The sequence below is a fragment of the Staphylococcus sp. GW821-FHT11H10 genome, assembly GCF_058807855.1.
On the sequence record NZ_JBXARC010000019.1, the window covers coordinates 15,344 to 35,573 of the forward strand.

Below are 20,230 nucleotides of genomic sequence, written 5' to 3' on the forward strand. Positions count from 1 at the left end.
GAATACATGAATTTAATTGTGATAAAATAATGACTAGAACGAAATTAGGGAGTGGGCAAAAAATGATTCAAATCAAAGGCTTAGTCAAGTTCCCTATCACTTTAGATAGTACAACTTGGATATTCGATGATAGAAAAGTAAAGATCGAAGATATTGAAAGCGGTGTGTTTGAAGGAACGAAACCTATTAAATTTGAAGATAATCGTGAATGGAACAGAGCCATTCTTGAAGGACAAACGAATCCGCCAACTTTAAATTCAGAGATAAAATATCGTAAACGTTCTGTATTAGAAGATTCTTTCGCTATCAATATGACACCTTTCTTCAAAAATGCAGAACCACAAGACAATGCGACTGCAATTAAATTATTTAATGAAAATGATGCCATTGAAGTGCCAATTGACTTGTTACCTTATCTGTTCTTCCAATTTGCGAAAGACGGTAAACGAATGTATGATGATAACGCTGTAGATAGCTTTGTTTATAACCCAGATGAGAAAGATTACACGTATGAATTTAAATATGTTACGCATATAGAGGTGATCTAATTTGCGTGAAGTACAATGTATAATTTGTGATACGAAGGTTTTAATTGATGAACATACGGTTGAAGCCAAACGACTTCGCAATAATCCAATCAGAACATTTATGTGTGATGATTGTAAAAGTCGCCTAGATAGACCAAAGCAACGTCTGAATACACACCACACAGTAAACTTTAATCCAAATGATGGATTGTAATTATCTATAATTGATTAAAAAACTTTTATTTCTCAAAACAAATCAGTCTGGGACATAAATAATATAATCATGCTACTTAGCAAATTCGCAGTAGCTGACTGAACTGAGAAGGCGCTTAAATCAAGCTTTTCTCAGTTCTAGTCATCCTGTAAAATACACAAACTAAAAAAACAGTAAATGATGCTTAGCACACATTTACTGGTTTTTGCATAAAGTACTCTAAATTATACTTTAGATTTCAACGATGCTTATTCTTCTTGCATCATTTGTTTCACACGTTTAGCTTCTTTTTCACGTAATGATTTATTTAAAATTTTCTTTCTTAGACGAATACTTTGAGGCGTTACTTCAACTAATTCATCATCATTAATATATTCTAACGCTTCTTCAAGTGTAAGAATTCTTGGACGGTTCATTGTTTGTGTTTGGTCTTTAGTAGCTGAACGTACGTTTGTTTGATGTTTTGCTTTAGTAATGTTTACTGTTAAATCATTTTCACGGTTATGTTCACCAACAATCATACCTTCATATACTTCAGTACCTGGTTCCATGAAGTTTACACCACGATCTTCTAAGTTGATGATCGCATATGCTGTGGCTTGGCCTTGGTCCATAGAAATTAATGCACCATTACGACGACCACCAATTTGTGCTTTAACACGAGGTCTAAATTCTTCGAAAGTATGGTTAATAATACCATATCCACGTGTCATAGACATAAATTCAGTTGTATAACCAATCATACCACGTGCTGGTACCATAAAGATAAGTCGTGTTAACCCATTATCAGTTGTTGACATATCTAACATTTCACCTTTACGTGCACCTAGAGATTCAATGACTGATCCTGCATTTTCAGAAGGTACTTCACATTGAACGCGTTCAAATGGTTCACTTAGAACACCATCAATTTCACGTAAAATAACTTGTGGTTTAGATACTTGAAGTTCAAATCCTTCACGTCTCATATTCTCAATTAAGATAGATAAATGTAATTCACCACGTCCTGCAACTACCCATGTATCTGGAGAGTCAGTTGGTGTTACTTTTAATGAAACGTCTGTTTCAAGTTGTTGATCTAAACGTTCTTGGATTTGACGTGCAGTAACATAGTCACCTTCACGGCCAGCAAATGGTGAATTATTTACTTTGAATGTCATTTCAAGTGTTGGTTCATCAATACGTAACACAGGTAATGCTTCTTGATGATCAGTTGGTGTCACTGTTTCTCCGACGTTAATATCTTCCATTCCTGAAACGGCAATTAAATCACCCGCTTGTGCTTCTTCGATTTCTTCACGTTTCAAGCCAAAGTAACCAAAGATTTTAGTTACACGGAAATTCTTAACAGTACCATCTAATTTAATAAGCGATACGTTGTCACCTACGCGCATTTTACCTCTGAATACACGTCCGATACCAATACGTCCTACGTAGTCATTATAATCCAATAATGCGACTTGGAATTGTAACGGTTCATCATGATTGTCGATTGGTGCAGGTACATAATCAATAATTGTTTCATATAAAGACTGCATGTTTTCATCTTGTTTCTCTGAATCAAGACTAGCAGTACCATTGACAGCTGATGCATATACTACTGGGAAGTCTAATTGTTCATCATTCGCTTCTAATTCGATAAATAAATCTAAAACTTCATCTACTACCCCTTCAGGTCTAGCTGATGGTTTGTCAATTTTATTTACTACTACAACGGGTTTTAAATCTTGTTCTAATGCTTTTTTTAGTACGAAACGTGTTTGAGGCATTGTTCCCTCGTAAGCATCTACAACAAGTACAACACCGTCAACCATTTTCATAATACGTTCAACTTCGCCACCAAAGTCAGCATGTCCAGGTGTGTCTAAGATGTTAATTCTTGTACCTTTATAGTCAATAGCAGTATTTTTAGCAAGAATTGTAATACCACGTTCTCTTTCTAAGTCATTAGAGTCCATTGCTCTTTCGTCAACATGTTCGTTCTCTCTGAAAATTCCAGATTGTTTTAGTAATTCATCTACTAAAGTAGTTTTACCATGGTCAACGTGCGCAATGATTGCAATATTACGTACATCTTCTCTTCTATTAGTCATTTTATTATTCCTTTCTCGAGTAAACTCCCACTTTTAATTACAACTTTTTTATTATATCATATTATTAGTAAAAGATAACAAAAAGGTGGGGTATGGGATGGAAAAACCTAAGTCTAAAGGTATATTTTGGGTGCTATCTATTATAGCAGTAATATTTTTAGTGCTTTTTAGTTTCAGCGTTGGAGCTGGTAGTATTCCAATGATGATTTTAACATTTATACTTTTCATTGCAACTTTTGGCGCTGGTTTCACGCTTAAAAAGAAATATCGTGAAAATAACTGGCTTTAATATAGAAAAATGTCTCGGTAGTAAAATTTGGAAGAAATTCACCTTTCAAAGTTGACTGACCGAGACATTTTTTATTTTCTAAAACGTTGATGTAACTCTGTTAATACTTCATTATGAGGATTTAAATAATTTTCTAGAATCTCATTATGCGTTGCTTTATTTCCAACTAAAATAGAATTAGCACTTTCAATAGTGAGTGGTTCCCCCATTAAATTACTTCCAATTCCACCAACTTCATTTAAAATAATCAAACCACCTGCAAAATCCCATGGTTGCAATCGCGGTGTAATATATGCAGCCAATTGTCCCTTAGCAACACTTATAATTTCTAAAGCTGCACTTCCAAATGCTCTACAACTTCTTGCTTGATTTACAATTTCTGAAAAGATTGGCCCCATTTTAGGTTTGGTAATCCAATTGGGATTAATACCTATTAAGCTTTGCTTTAAATGCGTATCATTTAATGGTTTTAATTCATGTTTATTCTCAAATGCGCCTTCGCCCACTTTCGCATGATAGAGGACATCTTTCATCACGTCATAGACTAATCCAGCATATGGCTTACCATCACGATAAATACCTATTGATATCGCAAAGCCTTCTTGCTGGTGAACAAAATTGAGCGTTCCGTCAATTGGATCGACAACCCATACTACACCTTTGACGTCTTCCATATTATGACCATGTCCTTCTTCACCAATTACACGATGATCAGGATAATTTCTTAGTATGGCATCATAAATATAATTCTCAGTTGCTTTATCCACATTCGTAACTAGATCATTTGGGTTTGACTTCGTTTCAATACTCAATTCTTCTTTCATCATAAATCTTACTTTATTACCCGCTTCTAATATCAAACCTTGAGCAAATTCGTATAGTGACATATCATCATCTCCTGTTGTTTCCTATTATACAGAATTTTAGTCAATATAATCTATACATCTTTGTATACCTTATTATAATGAGTTTAAACGCAAATAATCTCAATTCAGCATTTGGATAGATTCAGTCATTCTGTGCTACAATAACGGTAAATTATTTTCTGAAAAGGAGCAACGCTAATGACGCAATATACATTTAAACCTAAAGATTTCAAAGCGTTTGAAGTTGAAGGCTTAGATGCTCGAATGGAAGCATTAAATGAGTACGTACGCCCACAACTTCATCAATTAGGAGATTATTTTAGTGAATATTTCACCTCTCAAACTGGAGAAACTTTTTATGCTCATGTTGCAAAACATGCACGTAGAAGTGTAAACCCACCTGTAGATACGTGGGTTGCTTTTGCTCCTAATAAACGTGGATATAAAATGCTACCTCATTTCCAAATTGGTTTATTTAAAGACCATTTATTTTTAATGTTTGGCGTTATGCATGAAGGTAAAGATAAAGCTGAACGTGTGAAAGTATTTGATAAACACTTTGATACGCTTAAACATTTACCTGAAGATTATCAAGTAAGTTTAGATCATATGAAACCTGAAAAATCATACATTAAAGATTTAAGTGATGATGAATTACACCAAGCGATTGATCGTGTGAAACATGTTAAAAAGGGAGAATTTTTTGTTGCACGTACACTCTCTCCTAATGATGCTGAATTAAAATCGGATAAGGCATTTTTAGCTTTCGTAAAAGAAACGTTTGATGAATTTTTAAAATTCTATGAATAAACTCAAAGTTTAACGCTATTTTAATTGTTGTCATTATGATATCAGCGTATGTAATAAGTGAACTAGGTAGTACAGGCGCAGTAGCTGACTGAATTGAGAAGATGCTTAAATAATTGCTCTTCTCAACATACATCATCCGTACTGGCGGAAACTAAAAAACATTATATGAAGCAATTTAATAATCGAAGTAACTAGGGAGTGGGAAGACGAATGTGATAAGCGTTCTAACCCACTCCCTTAATTTTTTACTTTAAATTTATTAGGTTGACCTAAAAATAAAGTTGTATTATTATAAAACATATAGTTTGGAGGAGTTTTATCATGGGTATAAAAGACAACAATGAACAACGTAGTTTAGATGAAATTAATAGCACAATCGAATTTAATGGTACACAACGTACGAGTCAAAAATTTTTAGCATTTCTAGGTCCAGGCTTACTTGTAGCAGTAGGCTATATGGATCCAGGAAATTGGATTACATCAATGCAAGGTGGCGCACAATTTGGTTATACCTTACTATTTATCATTTTGATTTCAAGTTTGTCAGCAATGTTATTGCAAAGTATGACTGTTCGCTTAGGTATCGCAACTGATAAAGATTTAGCACAAATGACACGTCATTATTTAAATAAACCGACTGCAATTATATTTTGGATTATCGCTGAGCTTGCAATCATTGCGACTGATATTGCCGAAGTAATTGGAAGTGCTATCGCTTTAGATTTACTTTTTGATATACCTTTAATCATCGGCGCATTGATTACAGTTTTGGATGTATTTTTGTTACTTTTTATAATGAAGTTCGGTTTTCGTAAGATTGAAGCAATCGTCGGTACATTAATTTTTACTGTACTTATGATTTTTGTATTTGAAGTCTTCATCTCATCACCGAATACAATTGAAATACTTAATGGCTTTATTCCTCATCATCAAATTATTACTGATCATAATATTCTGTATATTGCATTAGGTATTATTGGCGCTACGATTATGCCTCATAATTTATATTTGCATTCATCAATCGTGCAATCACGAAAATATAATCGTCACAGCCTTACTGATAAAGCCCAAGCGATTAAATACGCGACGATTGATTCTAATATACAATTAAGTATCGCATTTATTGTAAACTGTTTATTACTCGTTCTTGGCGCCGCCCTATTTTATGGTGTCAATTCGAATAATTTAGGTGGCTTTTATGATTTATATCACGCATTAAGAACGCAACCTGTCTTAGGTGTTGTGATGGGGAGTATTATGAGCACTTTATTCGCAGTAGCATTGTTAGCTTCTGGTCAAAATTCAACTATCACTGGTACACTTGCAGGTCAAATAGTGATGGAAGGTTTCTTAAAATTATCCATTCCAAATTGGATGAGACGACTAATCACAAGAAGTTTAGCCGTCATCCCTGTTTTAGTATGTCTTATTATTTTTCGGGGTAACGAATCTAAAATGGAACAATTGCTCGTATTTTCTCAAGTCTTCTTAAGTATTGCATTACCCTTCTCATTAATACCGTTACAATTAGCCACTAGTAATAAAACATTAATGGGACCATTTCAAAATAAAAAATGGGTAAATATATGTGCTTGGAGTTTAATCATTATACTAAGCTTCCTTAATATTTATCTGATTATAGAAACATTTAAAGAATTATAAAATTAAACGGCAAAATGAATAAGGGAGTGGGACAGAATTCTTTTTAAATTCGTTGTCCCACCCCCGCAAGGATGACTAGAACTGAGAGAAGCTTGAATTAAGCGCCTTCTCAGTTCAGTCAGCTACTGCGAATTTGCTAAATAGCTTCATTATATTATTTTTGTCCCAGCCTCTATTTAACTAGGCATATTTCCTATGCACATCTATTTTCACTCTATATTTTAATAAATATAGGGATCATCTTTTTTACGATCATTATAAGCCCTTTCAGATTGCCAGTCATCCATTGATGGCTTGACTGATTTTGGCTTTTTGTTAGGTTGATTTGGATCCTTTTTAACAAATAGCATTATTGCTACAACAATCCATAGCACGCCTGCAATTAAACTCATATTGAATATACCTACTAACGCTGCAACAATAAGTAGCGAACCAGCTAATATAGGTCGTCCTTTAATGATAGACATTCCAATAATGCCTAAAAGAGTTGAGAAAATAAGTGTTCCCATAGAAAAAGTCATTGCAAAGTTTATCATTTCAGGCGTAACCTTCACATCCTGATTACCAACTTGTTTTAACATTTGCTGGTATTGTTCCGTATTACTATTTTGTCTTACCGTAAAATATGATATTAATGACATAATCAAATACATCATACTTAAACCACAAGCAATCCAGCCAAGAATTAATTCTACCTTTCTATTCACACACTACACCTCCAATATTGAAGTATTTAGTTAAATCATACTAAAATTATAATTTATTTGCGACTAACTTAATAATTTATACAAAGCGGTTAAGCCATAAATGACTTAACCGCTTTAAGGAGATATCAATCTTTATTATCTTCGCTGTTATTTAATTCTTTATCTGATTCAATATCATCTTTATTCAATATTTGTTTACGCTCTTCATAATTCATACGTCGTTGACTAACTGCACTTGGTTGATTTTTGCGACGCTCTTTCATACGTTGATTATAAGCTTTACGTTTTTCTTTTTTCTTGGCTTTAAGTTCAGCCTTTTCTCTTTTACGTTGTGCTTTTTCTTCTTTTTTATCAATTTTCGGCTCTGAATCAACCACATTTTCAGCAAAATCATTTGAATCTTCATCAATGTTGTTATCGTACTGAGATTGTTTATTCGATTTCTGATTGTATTTAGCCTGTCTAGAAAGTACGCCAGTTGCTTCATTCTCATTAGCATCTGTGTGGTACTCATCAGTGATTGCACGTTTTGGATATTGATTATATTTATCTTCCTCAGTGTCAGTTGCTAAATCTTGCTCAGCATCATTACGATGTGTTGTGTCATCAAAGTTGTTATCTCGATAATTATTATCGATATCATCATTGTAATATGGTTTTTTACGACGTGTACGACGGTCTGATTTTTTAGTTTTATGTGGTGGTTCCACATCGTCTTGTTCATAATCGTCATACTGGTTATGATTATCGTAACCATAGTCGTCATTAATATTTCTATTTGATCCATAATAACGATCATCATAATCATTATATTCATCTCTAGGATAGTAATGCGGTTCATAGCCTTGTGATGGACCGTACATAGGTACTGTTTCAACCTTACTCTTCCGTGCAAACATCATGATTGCAATGATAAAGAAGAAAATAGGAATAATTAATGTCACGAATAATAATACCAATGGCAATGTAATAATTGAGGCAATTAAGAATAAGAATCCAGAAAGTATTCTCATATTCATAGATATTAATGCTAAAAATGAAATAAGCAAACATACTATGAAATAAACAATAATTGCCCATACACCATTTTGTAACCAAATCACAAATTGTGTGGTATTTAAACTATTGTTTGTTAAAATCTGCTGAATTAGTTCATTATTATTCATTGAGTTTTCAAGATTTTGAATTGATGTATCATTACTAAATGACACGAGTGCAATAAACATTGTAATAACCGTCAATATAAGTAAGAAAATCCAACTAAACCAACCTAAAAGTTTTTCAGTCAGACGACTCACAGGCCGTTTGATTTGCGTGTAACGTTCTCCTGACATGTATTACAACTCCTTATATAACTTATCAAATAATTATATCTAATTCATTATAAAATAACTACTATTTATAGTCTATTTTAAAGACATTTTAAAGTTTAAGAAACTTTCGTTATATTCTCCTAATGTTTTAGGACCTAAATCTTTATAAACTTCTAATCGCGATTGCTCTTTTTGCGTTGGATAGAAACGATGATCATCTCTTACTTCTTTAGGTAATAACTGACGTGCAGCTTTATTTGGTGTAGCGTATCCTACCCACTCTGTGTTCTGTTTGTTATTTTTAGCGTCAAGAAGGAAATTCATAAATTTATAAGCACCTTCTTTGTTTTGCGCTGTCTTAGGAATAACCATGTTATCAAACCATAGATTAGACCCCTCTTTCGGAATCACATAATTATATTTGTCACTATTTTGCACTAGTGGGGCTGCAACACCACTCCAAACGACTGCGATATTCCCTTCATTTTGTTCAAGCATCATTGTAACCTCGTCTCCAACAACACCACGAACTTGAGGTGCCAGATGATGTAAGTCCTTCTCAGCTTCTTTTAAATGATTGGGATTAGTATCATTTAAACTATAGCCTAATTTATTTAAAGCTAATCCCATAATTTCACGTGCACCATCCACTAATAGGACATCATTTTTATATTTGGGTTGGTATAAAGTACGCCAGCTACTAAAGTCTTCATTTGGATAGGCTTGTTTATTATATAAAATACCCACTGTTCCAAAGAAATAAGGTAGTGAATATTTATTATTTCTATCATATGGCATATTCATATAATTAGGATCTAAATTTTTAATATTGGGAACCTTACTATGGTCAAGTGGTTCTAGTAAATTTTCACGTTTCAATTTTTGAAAGGTATATTCACTTGGAAAAGCCACATCATAATGCGTTCCACCATTTCGAATTTTAGCTTCCATCGCTTCGTTCGAATCAAACGTTTCATATACAACTTGAATGCCCGTTTCTTTCTCAAATTGTTTAATTAAATCTGGGTCAATATATTCGCCCCAATTATATACATAAATCTTTTCACCAGTACTCGTATTATCCTGCGATTTAAACCAGTGACTAATACCTAAGCAAATTAAACCGACAACAATGGCACCCAATATAAGTTGTAAAAATTGCTTCACTGTTGTACACCTCGCTTAGCTAAATGTCGTTTTTTCACTGAACGTTGTATTGCATAATAACCAACAATTCCTAATACAATAGCAGCGAATAAAATTGTTGAAATGGCATTAATTTCCATACTAATTCCTTTACGTGCCATAGCATAGACTTCGACAGACAGTACACTAAATCCGTTACCAGTCACGAAGAAACTTACTGTAAAATCATCTAATGAATACGTTAAAGCCATAAAAAAACCACCAATAATGGAAGGCATTAAGTTTGGAATCAATACACGTCCAAGTATTTGTGATTCTGATGCGCCTAAATCGCGTGCAGCATTCAATATATTGTTATTCATTTCATAAAGCTGTGGTAACACTACGATAACAACAATTGGAATACAGAATGCAATATGAGATGCAAGTACTGTTCCAAAGCCTAAACCTAAGCCAGTTATATGTCCAACTGCTGTAAACATAATTAAAAATGAAGCGCCTATCACTACATCTGAGGAAACCATTAGTACATTATTAAGTGTTAACAAAGTTACTTTGAATTTTTTATTTCTTAAGTAATATAACGAAATAGCACCAAATGTTCCTATAATAGTAGAAATTGCTGCCGCTAATAGTGCAACCGCTATTGTATTAAAAATAACAGACATTAAACGGTCATTTTGAAACAGACTTTGATAATGCTCTAAAGTGAAATGTTCAAAATGAATCATATTTCCCGCTGAATTAAATGAATAAAACATAAGGAAAAATATCGGAACATATAATATAACTAATAGAATGCCAATATATAATTTTCCATACCACTTCATTTAATTCACCTTCTTTCGTCCGTTGATTTTGATTTAGTAATAATTAAAATAAACGCCATAAATACAATTAAGAAAATAGCAATTGTAGAACCCATACCATAATTTTGAATCACTAGAAATTGTTCTTCAATTGATGTACCAATATTAATTACTTTATTACCCGCAATCAATCGTGTAATCATGAATAATGATAATGCTGGAATAAAGGTTACTTGAATGCCTGTCATGACACCTTCTTTAGTCAAAGGTACGATTACTTTTCTAAAAGTTGTAAAAGGACTAGCTCCCAAATCACTTGAAGCTTGTAACAAATTATTAGGAATTGCTTTCATACTATTAAATATCGGTAGAATCATAAATGGTATATAAATATAACTTGCTACTAATAAAAATGCGCCTGGCGTAAATAAAAGATTAGCTGCCGGTAAATGAATAAAATTAAGAAATTTATTAATCAAACCTTCATGACTTAATATGCCAATAAACGCATATGTTTTTAGTAAAAGGTTTATCCACGTAGGAATAATTAAAATGAGTAACCACATATTTTGATTTTTTGATGCACGAATAAAGTAAGCAGCCGGATAACTAATTAACAAAGTAATTATTGTAATAAGCGCTGCATAAAAAATTGAATCCCACATCATCTTTAAATATTTCAATGATAATATTTGTTCATAATTGGTAAAACTAAAATGACCATTTAGATCGGTAAATGAGAAATATACGAGTAAAATAACTGGTATGATAATGAATAATAGCATCCATAATAAATATGGAATGATGAGCACTTTATTAATATTACGCATTGTCTAACGCCTCGTAACTTTCAATACGTTTATCAAACTCTTCTTCTGTTTCACCAGGAACCATGATATGAATTGCTTCCGGGTCAAAATAAAGTCCAACTTCGCTGCCGACTTCAGCTTTTTTAGTTGTTTGTATTACCCACTCATACCCTTTTCGATCAATACAGCAAATTTCATAATGTACGCCTCTGAATAACATTGAGTCTACAGTGGCTTTGAATAACCCTTTGTCCGATGCTATTAATGAAATATCCTCAGGTCTGATGACAACTTCTACTTTCTTCCCAGAGGGTATGCCTGCGTCTACACATTCAAAATCTTGACCATAGATATTCACTACAAAATCCTCTACCATTTTACCTTCAACGATATTAGATTCACCTATAAAATCAGCAACAAAACGGTTGACCGGCTCATCATAAATATCTGTTGGTGTACCAAATTGTTGGATTTTACCATCTTTCATAACAAAGATATAATCACTTAAAGCCAACGCCTCTTCTTGATCGTGCGTTACAAATATGAATGTTATTCCTAGGCGTTTTTGTAGTTCACGTAATTCATATTGCATCTCTGTTCTTAATTTTAAATCTAAAGCGGATAATGATTCATCCAACAATAATATTTCAGGTTCGTTGACAATGGCTCTTGCAATTGCCACACGCTGTTTCTGACCGCCACTCATTTCATTGATGTTACGTTGTTCATATCCTGATAACTTCACAAGTCTTAATGCATCTTTTACTTTTTTATCGATATCTTTTTTAGAATGTTTTTTTAACTTTAATCCAAAAGCTATATTATCGTAAACATTTAAATGTGGAAATAAAGCATAATCTTGGAAAACGGTATTTACCTTTCTCTTATTCGCAGGCAAATCACCTATTGATTTATTTAAATAGATAATATCTCCATCATCTGGTTGTTCAAATCCAGCTATGAGCTTCAATATCGTTGTTTTCCCGCAACCTGAAGGACCTAGTAATGTGTAGAAATGACCTGATTCTATCTCTAAATCCATTTTGTTCAATATTGTTACATCGTCAAAACCTTTTGTCACACCTTTAAATGATAACAATGGCTCCATTACTATTCTCCTCCCTTATAAATATGATGCTGTCGCAACAATCAAAATTTCTATTTCTTCTGATGTTTCATTATGTAATTGATGAATTTCATCAGCCCTAAAGTATAAAACATCCTCTTCATTAGCCTGGTATCGTGACTTTCCTAAAGTCAGCGTTACACATCCTTTTAAACAATATATAAATGTGTCTGATTCAGATGGATCGAAATGTTTATAGGATGCACCTGGTTTCAATGATAATATGAGCGGTTCCATTTCAAATTCATTTGATTTCATTACCAACCAATTAAGAACATATCCTCTATCATATTCATCATAAACTGTGCGCTCATCTCTCGTATAAAGCACTTTTTCTTTTGATTTTTCTTTAAAAAAATCACTTGGAGATGTACCTAACACCTCTAGAATATTTAAAAAGGTTTCCATGCTAGGAGAAGCATGCTGACTTTCAATTTGAGAGATGTATCCTTTGGACAAATCTGTACGTTCTGCTAACTCTTCTTGTGTTAAATTCTTTATACGTCTTAAATTACGTAATTTATTGCCAATTTGCATTGTTAATCACCTTAAAAAAAAAGCTATACCTTGTTTACTAATATTAAACATTTTGTTTAATGCTTAATAAAAGTATCAAAATATAGCTTTGACTTCAATAGTTTTTTGAAATTAAATATAAATTAATCTAATAGACTTTATAAGTTTTGATAGTTCACATAGAACAATGCTAAGTTAATTAGCGCTAAACGACGTTTGATCAGGATTATTTTTCACTTCTTGTATGACTTTGTAGCTGTTATAACTACTCTTTTCTTCAAATTCTTTAAATAATTGCTTTTCCTCTGCTTTACCAGGAACGATTTCTTTAAAACGTTTATAATGCTGCATTAAGTCTTGACCATTGACCGATTTTTCATAATAGCTTTCAATTTTATTGAAAAAGGCAATCACATCGACCATTTCTTCGTTAGTCCAATCTAAATCTAGCGGATATTGATACTCCATCTAAACCCTCCTTTTTATTATTTTAGCCGTTATTCATCTTATACCCATTACAGCTAGATAATATTAAAAAAGGGGTGAAACCAAGTTCAAATATGAACTTGAGTTGCACCCCTGTTGACTGTTAAATAACTATAAAACAGTTATTCAATTTATGAAATTAGTCTATTCGACTAATCATTAATTATTACATAGTGTGGATTGGTAATCCAATTGCTTTTTCAGCAGCTTCCATAGACATTTCACCTAATGTTGGGTGAGCGTGTACAGTTAATGCGATATCTTCAGCATTCATACCAGCTTCAATAGCTAAACCTAATTCAGAGATAATGTCTGAAGCGCCGTTACCAGCAATTTGTGCACCGATAACAGTACCGTCTTCTTTTAATGTGATAAGTTTAACGAAACCAGTAGTATCATCTAATGATAATGCACGGCCATTACCAGCATAAGGGAATTTAGAAGCTTTATAGTCTAAACCTTCTTCTTTAGCTTGTGCTTCAGTGTAACCAACTTGAGCTAATTCTGGCTCAGTGAAACATACAGCTGGCATACCGATGTAGTCTACTTCTGATGCTTGGCCAGAAATAGCTTCAGCAGCTACTTTAGCTTCATAACTTGCTTTATGAGCAAGTGGTAAACCAGGAACGATATCACCAATTGCATAAATATTGTCGATAGAAGTACGGCTTTGTTTGTCTACTTCTAATAATCCACGATCAGCGAATTTAAGGCCTAATTCTTCTAAACCTAATTCGTCTGTGTTTGGACGACGACCAACAGTTACTAATACATAATCAGCTTCGATAGTTTTTTCTTCACCTTTAGCTTCATAAGTAACTTTAACGCCATTTTCAGTTTCTTCAGCATTTTTAGCCATTGCTTCAGTAATGATTTCAACGCCTTTAGCTTTCATGCCTTTTTTAACTGGTTGAACCATTTGTTTTTCGAATCCGCCAAGAATTTCTTTAGCGCCTTCTAAAATAGTAACGTCTGAACCGAAGTTAGCAAATGCAGTACCAAGTTCTGAACCAATGTAACCACCGCCGACAACGACTAATTTACCTGGAACTTCTTGTAAGTTTAAAGCACCTGTTGAATCGATAACACGTTTACCGAATTCAAAGTTAGGAATTTCGATTGGTCTAGAACCTGTTGCGATAATAGCGTGTTTGAAGTTATAAGTTTGAGCACTTTTTTCGTCCATAACACGTAAGCTATTATTATCAACGAAATATGCTTCACCTTTAACGATTTCAACTTTATTACCTTTTAATAAGCCTTCAACACCACCAGTTAATTTGTTAACAACTGATTTTTTGAATTCTTGAACTTTGTCAAATTTAAGTGATACGCTTTCAGCGATAACACCTAAGTTTTCAGAGTGTTGTGCTTCTACAAAGCGGTGTGAAGCGTGTAATAATGCTTTAGAAGGAATACAACCAACGTTTAAGCATACACCACCTAAGTTACCTTTCTCAACGATAGTAACTTTTTGTCCTAATTGTGCTGCACGAATTGCTGCAACGTATCCACCAGGACCTGCTCCGATTACAATAGTATCTGTTTCAATTGGGAAATCTCCAACTACCATGTTTTACCCCTCCATTAATAATAATTCTGGATTATTTAATAAGCGTTTAATGTGATTCATAGCGTTTTGTCCAGTTGCACCATCAATTTGTCTGTGGTCAAAGCTTAATGATAAAGCTAATACTGGAGCTGCTACGATTTCACCGTCTTTAACGATAGGTTTTTGAGCAATACGGCCAATACCTAAGATAGCTACTTCTGGGTGGTTGATAACTGGAGTGAACCATTGTCCACCAGCTGAACCGATATTACTGATTGTGCATGTAGCACCTTTCATTTCGTCAGATGTTAATTTACCATCACGTGCTTTAACAGCTAATTCGTTGATTTCATCTGAAATTTGGAAGATTGATTTACGGTCTGCATTTTTAACTACAGGTACTAATAAACCTCTTTCAGTGTCAGCAGCAATACCAATGTTCCAATAGTGTTTGTGTACGATTTCGCCAGCTTCTTCGTTGAATGAAGTGTTAAGTGCTGGGTATTTTTTAAGTGCAGAAACTAATGCTTTAACAACATATGGTAAGAAAGTTAATTTAATACCTTGTTCAGCTGCAACTTCTTTGAATTTTTTACGGTGATCCCATAAATCTTGAACATCAATTTCATCCATTAATGTTACGTGAGGAGCAGTGTGTTTAGAGTTAACCATTGCTTTCGCAATTGCTCTACGCATTGCTGGGATTTTTTCTGTAGTTTCAGGGAAGTCACCTTCAGGTACAGATTGTGTTTGAACTGCAGAAGTATCTTCTGATGTTGAAGCAGCTGCACTTTCGTTTGAAGCTGTTGCTGCTTGCGCACCGCCACCATTTAAGTGGTTGTCGATATCTTCTTTAGTAATACGACCATTTTTACCTGAACCAGCTACTGCTTTGATGTTAACGCCTTTTTCACGAGCATATTTACGAACAGATGGCATAGCTTTGATTTGTCTATTTTCATCTACTTCTTCATCTTGTGAAGCTGATGCTGCTGGTGCTTCTTCTGTTTTAGCTTCTTCTTGAGCTGGTGCTTCTTCTGTTGAAGCATCGTCATCATGACCACCTTTAAATTGCATATCTTCTGCATCAGGTGCGTCGATTTTAACAATAACATCACCTACTACTGCTACAGTACCTTCGTCAACTACAACTTCTTCAACAGTACCGCTAACAGGAGATGGGATTTCAACTACAGATTTGTCATTTTGAACCTCTGCTAATACATCATCTTCTTCAATTGTATCTCCGGCTTTAACAAACCATTTTACAATTTCACCTTCGTGGATACCTTCACCAATGTCGGGTAATCTAAATTCAAATGCCACGTTCTTGTCCTCCTAGATTTCTTATTCATCATTTAATAAATTTATAACATAGAGCAAGGACAGAATAATTTGAACCAATACATCAAATTACTTTGCCCTACGCCTCTAGTTTACACTTACTTATTCACACATAGAGTAAAAAGTAAACATGTTACTTACTTCCTATAAGTCTGATTGCTAGCTAATTGATAAGCTAAAATATTAAAATTCTAAAGTTGCTTTAGCTTTTTCAATGATGTCGTTTTTGTTTGGTAACCAAACATTTTCAGCTTGTGTAAATGGATATACTGTATCAGCAGCAGCCACACGAGCGATTGGTGCTTCTAATGAAAGAATAGCACGTTCAGCTAATTCAGCAGCTACAGTAGCACCAACACCAGCTTGACGTTGAGCTTCTTGAACTACTACAGCACGGCCAGTTTTTTCAACTGATGCAACTAAAGTATCGATATCGATAGGTTGTACAGTACGTAAGTCAATAACTTCAACTGAGTAACCTTCTTTTTCTAATTCTTCAGCAGCTTTTTCAGATTCTTGAACCATTGCACCGTAAGCGATTAATGTGATGTCGTTACCTTCTTTTTTCACATTAGCTTTACCGATGTCAATTGTATATTCTTCTTCAGGAACTTCTTCACGGAATGAACGATATAATTTCATATGTTCTAAATATACAACTGGGTCATTAGATCTGATTGATGAAAGTAATAAACCTTTAGCATCATATGGACCTGAAGGAATAACTACTTTAATACCAGGTGATTGAGCTAAAATACCTTCTAAGTTATCAGCGTGAAGTTCAGGAGTATGAACACCACCACCGAATGGCGCACGGATTGTAACAGGTGCTACTTTTGAACCACCTGAACGGAAACGTGTACGAGCAATTTGACCAGCAACTTCGTCAAATACTTCAAATACGAAACCAAGGAATTGGATTTCCATTACAGGACGGAAACCTTCAACAGTTAAACCAAGAGCTAAACCACCGATACCTGATTCAGCTAATGGTGTATCGAATACACGGTCTTCACCGAATTCTTTTTGTAAACCTTCAGTTACACGGAATACACCGCCGTTAACACCAACGTCTTCACCGAAAACTAATACGTTTTCGTCATTTTGCAATTCAGTTTTAAGCGCATTATTAATCGCTTGAACCATTGTCATTTGTGCCATGGCTTATTTCGACTCCTTCTCTTTGTAAATTTCATATTGTTCAGCTAAGTTTTGAGGCATATCTTCGTACATGATATCCATTAAGTCAATAACTGTTTGTTTTGGAGTATTATCAGCCTCTTTGATAGCTTTCTTGATGTCGTCTTTAGCACGTTCAATAACTTCATTTTCTTTTTCTTCGTTCCATAATCCTTTGTTTTCAAGGAATTTTCTGAAACGAACTAATGGGTCTTTTTTCTCCCAATCTGCATCTTCATCTGAAGTTCTATAACGAGTTGGGTCATCTCCAGCCATTGTATGTGGACCATAACGGTAAGTCATAGTTTCAATTAATGTTGGACCTTCACCATTAATAGCACGATCGCGAGCTTCTTTAGTAGCTTGATATACAGCTAATGCATCCATACCATCAACTTGGATACCTGGGATACCTACTGCAATAGCTTTTTGAGCTAATGAAGTTGCTGCTGTTTGTTTACTACGTGGTGTAGAAATAGCATAGTTATTGTTTTGGATAACAAAAATTGCTGGCGCTTTATAAGCAGAAGCAAAGTTGATACCTTCATAGAAGTCACCTTGTGAAGAACCGCCGTCACCAGTGTATGTGATAGCAACTGCTTTTTTACCACGTTTTTTAATACCGAATGCTACACCAGCAGTTTGAATGTATTGAGCACCGATAATGATTTGTGGACTGAATGCATTAACACCTTCAGGGAATTGATTTCCTTTGAAGTGTCCTCTTGAGAATAAGAAAGCTTCAGTTAATGGTAAACCATGCCAAATGATTTGTGGCACATCACGGTAACCAGGTAAGATGAAGTCCTCTTTTTCTAAAGCATATTGTGAAGCTAATTGAGAAGCTTCTTGTCCAGCTGTAGGCGCATAGAAACCTAAACGTCCTTGTCTGTTTAATGAAATAGAACGTTGGTCAAGAATACGTGTCCATACCATTCTTTCCATTAATTCTACTAGTTGTTCATCAGTTAAATCAGGTACTAAGTCTTCATTTACGACATTACCATCTACATCCAAAATTTGAACCATTTCAAATTTCGACTGAGTATCATTTAATACTTTTACTGCATCGAATTGGGCTTGTAACTTAGGAGCCATTCAATTCACCATACCTTTCCCATATAATAGAAATTCATTTTATCCTCTCATAGTGTACCACAATTTATTTATACTGTTAAATATTTTAGTAAAGTTCTGTATTACTAAAAAAGATACAGTTTTTTACAACTGTATCATTCCAATCAACTAATCTGTACTAATGCTTATATTGCTAAAGATTATCAACATCTTGTTTTTCTTTATTCACTGTATTCATAGCTTTTGAATAATCTTTAAATTTATTTTGGAAATTCTTCTGAGCTTTATTCAATGCATCATTTTTTTCATCAACTTGTGATTGAGTTACACCATCTTGTTTAATAAGTTCGAACAAGTCTTTTTCTTTTTCCAATACATTTTTATACGCACTTGCATATTCATCATGTACTTTATATTTATTTTTTACAGCATCGTCTAATTGTTTAACTTCTTTTTTCTTATCATCACTTTTAATTTCATCAATATGTGACTTGCCTTTTTTAAACTGTTTTTCAGAATCATTTAGAGTTGATACTTCTTTATCGAATGTTTCTTGTCTCTGTTTGATATTCTCAAGAATATCATCAGCAGCTTTCTTACGAGTATCCTCATTATCACTATTAGCTTTTTTATATAAACCTTGCTTCTTTTCCTCAAGTGAGTTTAATTTTTTGCTAATGCTATTAATTGATTGCTCTTTATCAAAAGCTTTTTGAATATTTTCATTATAAGCTTTAACTTCTTTTTTATCTGTTGTACAGCCTGCTAATAAAATAGTTGATGCTGCTACTATCGCAACTGTTTTACGTAGTTTCATTGAGTGTAAACCTCCTAGTAGTCATTCGACTGTAATAATATAGAATTATACTTTATAAATCAAATGAAATAAGATAATGTACTTATTATTCATTTTTCTGTTATATTTTATTGTAAGGAAGGTGTATGACATGTTAACAATGAAAGATATTATAAGAGATGGTCATCCAACGTTACGTGCTAAAGCTGAAGACGTAAGTTTGCCTCTTTCTGATGAAGATAAAAATACATTAAAAGAAATGCGTCAATTTTTAATTAATAGTCAAGATGATGACATTGCAAAAAAATATGGTTTACGTTCTGGTGTAGGTCTAGCCGCCCCACAAATTAATGTTTCAAAACGAATGATTGCTGTCTATTTACCTGATGATGGAAATGGAAAAGCTTATGACTATATGCTAGTTAATCCTAAAATTATGAGTCACAGTGTTCAACGTGCTTATTTACCTACTGGAGAAGGTTGCTTAAGTGTGGATGAAAATATCCCTGGTTTAGTTCATAGACATTTCAGAGTAACTATTAAAGCGTTAGACATTGATGGTAACGAAGTTAAATTGAGATTAAAAGGTTACCCAGCAATTATATTCCAACATGAGATTGATCATTTAAATGGTGTTATGTTCTATGATTATATAGATCAAGATAATCCATTAACTCCATTACCTGATTCTGTTGAAGTATAACTTTTTAACAATTTTATTTTGCTCAAACTACTTTCAACGATGAAACTAGTTTGAGTTTTTTTTATTTGTATTATGGTTGTTAAATTGAATTTATTCCTTTTAATTATTTTAAAAAATATATATCGTTAATGAAGTAATGAAGAGATATAAACTGCTTTATTTATTTATATACATAATGTAAAATGAGTAGTAACTGAAATCTTAGT

At 33.6% G+C, this 20,230-nt stretch carries 21 protein-coding genes; 6 read left to right on the forward strand and 15 right to left on the reverse strand.

Translation table 11 applies throughout. The features are described 5' to 3' along the window. The first annotated feature begins 62 nt into the window (after positions 1-62). Together AC1RRU_RS09765 and AC1RRU_RS09770 are read left to right on the forward strand one after the other, a co-directional pair. On the forward strand, positions 63-548 hold the full coding sequence (locus AC1RRU_RS09765; protein WP_016930722.1) for a hypothetical protein: 486 nt from the start codon (positions 63-65) through the stop codon (positions 546-548). Position 549: 1 nt separating this feature from the next. Then, the gene (locus AC1RRU_RS09770; RefSeq protein WP_016930723.1) at positions 550-741 is read left to right on the forward strand and encodes a YlaI family protein; all 192 of its coding nucleotides are present in this window, start codon (positions 550-552) and stop codon (positions 739-741) included. A 248-nt stretch (positions 742-989) separates the two neighbouring features. On the opposite strand, the gene typA is transcribed toward AC1RRU_RS09770, so the two are convergent. Further along, a complete protein-coding gene (typA, locus tag AC1RRU_RS09775) occupies positions 990-2,834 on the reverse strand; it encodes a translational GTPase TypA (protein ID WP_016930724.1) in 1,845 nt (614 codons plus the stop codon). A gap of 97 nt (positions 2,835-2,931) precedes the next feature. Between typA and AC1RRU_RS09780 the strand changes: the two genes are divergently transcribed. Further along, the gene (locus AC1RRU_RS09780) at positions 2,932-3,123 is read left to right on the forward strand and encodes a DUF5325 family protein (protein ID WP_011276120.1); all 192 of its coding nucleotides are present in this window, start codon (positions 2,932-2,934) and stop codon (positions 3,121-3,123) included. A 71-nt stretch (positions 3,124-3,194) separates the two neighbouring features. Here the strand turns inward: AC1RRU_RS09780 and AC1RRU_RS09785 are convergent, their stop codons facing one another. Beyond that, positions 3,195-4,010 (reverse strand): inositol monophosphatase family protein, encoded by an 816-nt coding sequence (locus tag AC1RRU_RS09785; protein WP_016930725.1) that lies wholly within the window; start codon positions 4,008-4,010, stop codon positions 3,195-3,197. 177 nt (positions 4,011-4,187) lie between these two features. Between AC1RRU_RS09785 and AC1RRU_RS09790 the strand changes: the two genes are divergently transcribed. Together AC1RRU_RS09790 and AC1RRU_RS09795 are read left to right on the forward strand one after the other, a co-directional pair. After that, the gene (locus AC1RRU_RS09790; RefSeq protein ID WP_016930726.1) at positions 4,188-4,799 is read left to right on the forward strand and encodes a YktB family protein; all 612 of its coding nucleotides are present in this window, start codon (positions 4,188-4,190) and stop codon (positions 4,797-4,799) included. Between the two features lie 321 nt (positions 4,800-5,120). Next, entirely contained in the window at positions 5,121-6,461 is a 1,341-nt protein-coding gene (locus AC1RRU_RS09795) for an Nramp family divalent metal transporter (protein ID WP_016930727.1), read from the forward strand. Positions 6,462-6,682: 221 nt separating this feature from the next. Here the strand turns inward: AC1RRU_RS09795 and AC1RRU_RS09800 are convergent, their stop codons facing one another. The 13 genes from AC1RRU_RS09800 to AC1RRU_RS09860 form a co-directional block, all read right to left on the reverse strand. Then, positions 6,683-7,168, reverse strand: a complete 486-nt coding sequence (locus AC1RRU_RS09800; protein ID WP_016930728.1) for a DUF4064 domain-containing protein — start codon at positions 7,166-7,168, stop codon at positions 6,683-6,685. A 125-nt stretch (positions 7,169-7,293) separates the two neighbouring features. Next, entirely contained in the window at positions 7,294-8,502 is a 1,209-nt protein-coding gene (auxB, locus tag AC1RRU_RS09805) for a lipoteichoic acid stability factor AuxB (protein WP_016930729.1), read from the reverse strand. Positions 8,503-8,574: 72 nt separating this feature from the next. Then, the gene (locus tag AC1RRU_RS09810; protein ID WP_493196582.1) at positions 8,575-9,648 is read right to left on the reverse strand and encodes an ABC transporter substrate-binding protein; all 1,074 of its coding nucleotides are present in this window, start codon (positions 9,646-9,648) and stop codon (positions 8,575-8,577) included. Further along, entirely contained in the window at positions 9,645-10,457 is an 813-nt protein-coding gene (locus AC1RRU_RS09815) for an ABC transporter permease (RefSeq protein WP_016930731.1), read from the reverse strand. The genes AC1RRU_RS09810 and AC1RRU_RS09815 overlap by 4 nt, the downstream gene beginning before the upstream one ends. A gap of 5 nt (positions 10,458-10,462) precedes the next feature. Continuing rightward, entirely contained in the window at positions 10,463-11,266 is an 804-nt protein-coding gene (locus tag AC1RRU_RS09820; protein WP_016930732.1) for an ABC transporter permease, read from the reverse strand. Then, entirely contained in the window at positions 11,259-12,353 is a 1,095-nt protein-coding gene (locus tag AC1RRU_RS09825; protein ID WP_016930733.1) for an ABC transporter ATP-binding protein, read from the reverse strand. Before AC1RRU_RS09825 ends, AC1RRU_RS09820 begins: the two co-directional genes overlap by 8 nt. 15 nt (positions 12,354-12,368) lie before the next feature. After that, complete coding sequence (locus AC1RRU_RS09830; RefSeq protein WP_016930734.1) at positions 12,369-12,908, reverse strand: helix-turn-helix domain-containing protein; 540 nt, start codon at positions 12,906-12,908, stop codon at positions 12,369-12,371. A gap of 174 nt (positions 12,909-13,082) precedes the next feature. Continuing rightward, entirely contained in the window at positions 13,083-13,355 is a 273-nt protein-coding gene (locus tag AC1RRU_RS09835) for a UPF0223 family protein (protein WP_016930735.1), read from the reverse strand. Positions 13,356-13,539: 184 nt separating this feature from the next. Beyond that, on the reverse strand, positions 13,540-14,946 hold the full coding sequence (gene lpdA / locus AC1RRU_RS09840; protein WP_016930736.1) for a dihydrolipoyl dehydrogenase: 1,407 nt from the start codon (positions 14,944-14,946) through the stop codon (positions 13,540-13,542). 3 nt (positions 14,947-14,949) lie between these two features. After that, positions 14,950-16,251 carry a dihydrolipoamide acetyltransferase family protein gene (locus tag AC1RRU_RS09845; RefSeq protein WP_016930737.1) on the reverse strand — a complete coding sequence of 434 codons (1,302 nt, stop codon included), beginning with the start codon at positions 16,249-16,251 and terminating at the stop codon, positions 14,950-14,952. A 201-nt stretch (positions 16,252-16,452) separates the two neighbouring features. Continuing rightward, a complete protein-coding gene (locus AC1RRU_RS09850) occupies positions 16,453-17,430 on the reverse strand; it encodes an alpha-ketoacid dehydrogenase subunit beta (RefSeq protein ID WP_011276134.1) in 978 nt (325 codons plus the stop codon). 3 nt (positions 17,431-17,433) lie between these two features. Further along, positions 17,434-18,546: a pyruvate dehydrogenase (acetyl-transferring) E1 component subunit alpha gene (gene pdhA / locus AC1RRU_RS09855; protein ID WP_011276135.1), complete on the reverse strand. Its 1,113-nt coding sequence runs from the start codon at positions 18,544-18,546 to the stop codon at positions 17,434-17,436. Positions 18,547-18,718: 172 nt separating this feature from the next. Next, positions 18,719-19,342, reverse strand: coding sequence for a YkyA family protein (locus AC1RRU_RS09860; RefSeq protein WP_011276136.1), 624 nt, complete (start codon positions 19,340-19,342; stop codon positions 18,719-18,721). Positions 19,343-19,472: 130 nt separating this feature from the next. Here AC1RRU_RS09860 and def point away from each other — a divergent pair, with 130 nt between their 5' ends. Next, on the forward strand, positions 19,473-20,024 hold the full coding sequence (def, locus tag AC1RRU_RS09865) for a peptide deformylase (protein WP_011276137.1): 552 nt from the start codon (positions 19,473-19,475) through the stop codon (positions 20,022-20,024). Positions 20,025-20,230 lie beyond the last annotated feature (206 nt).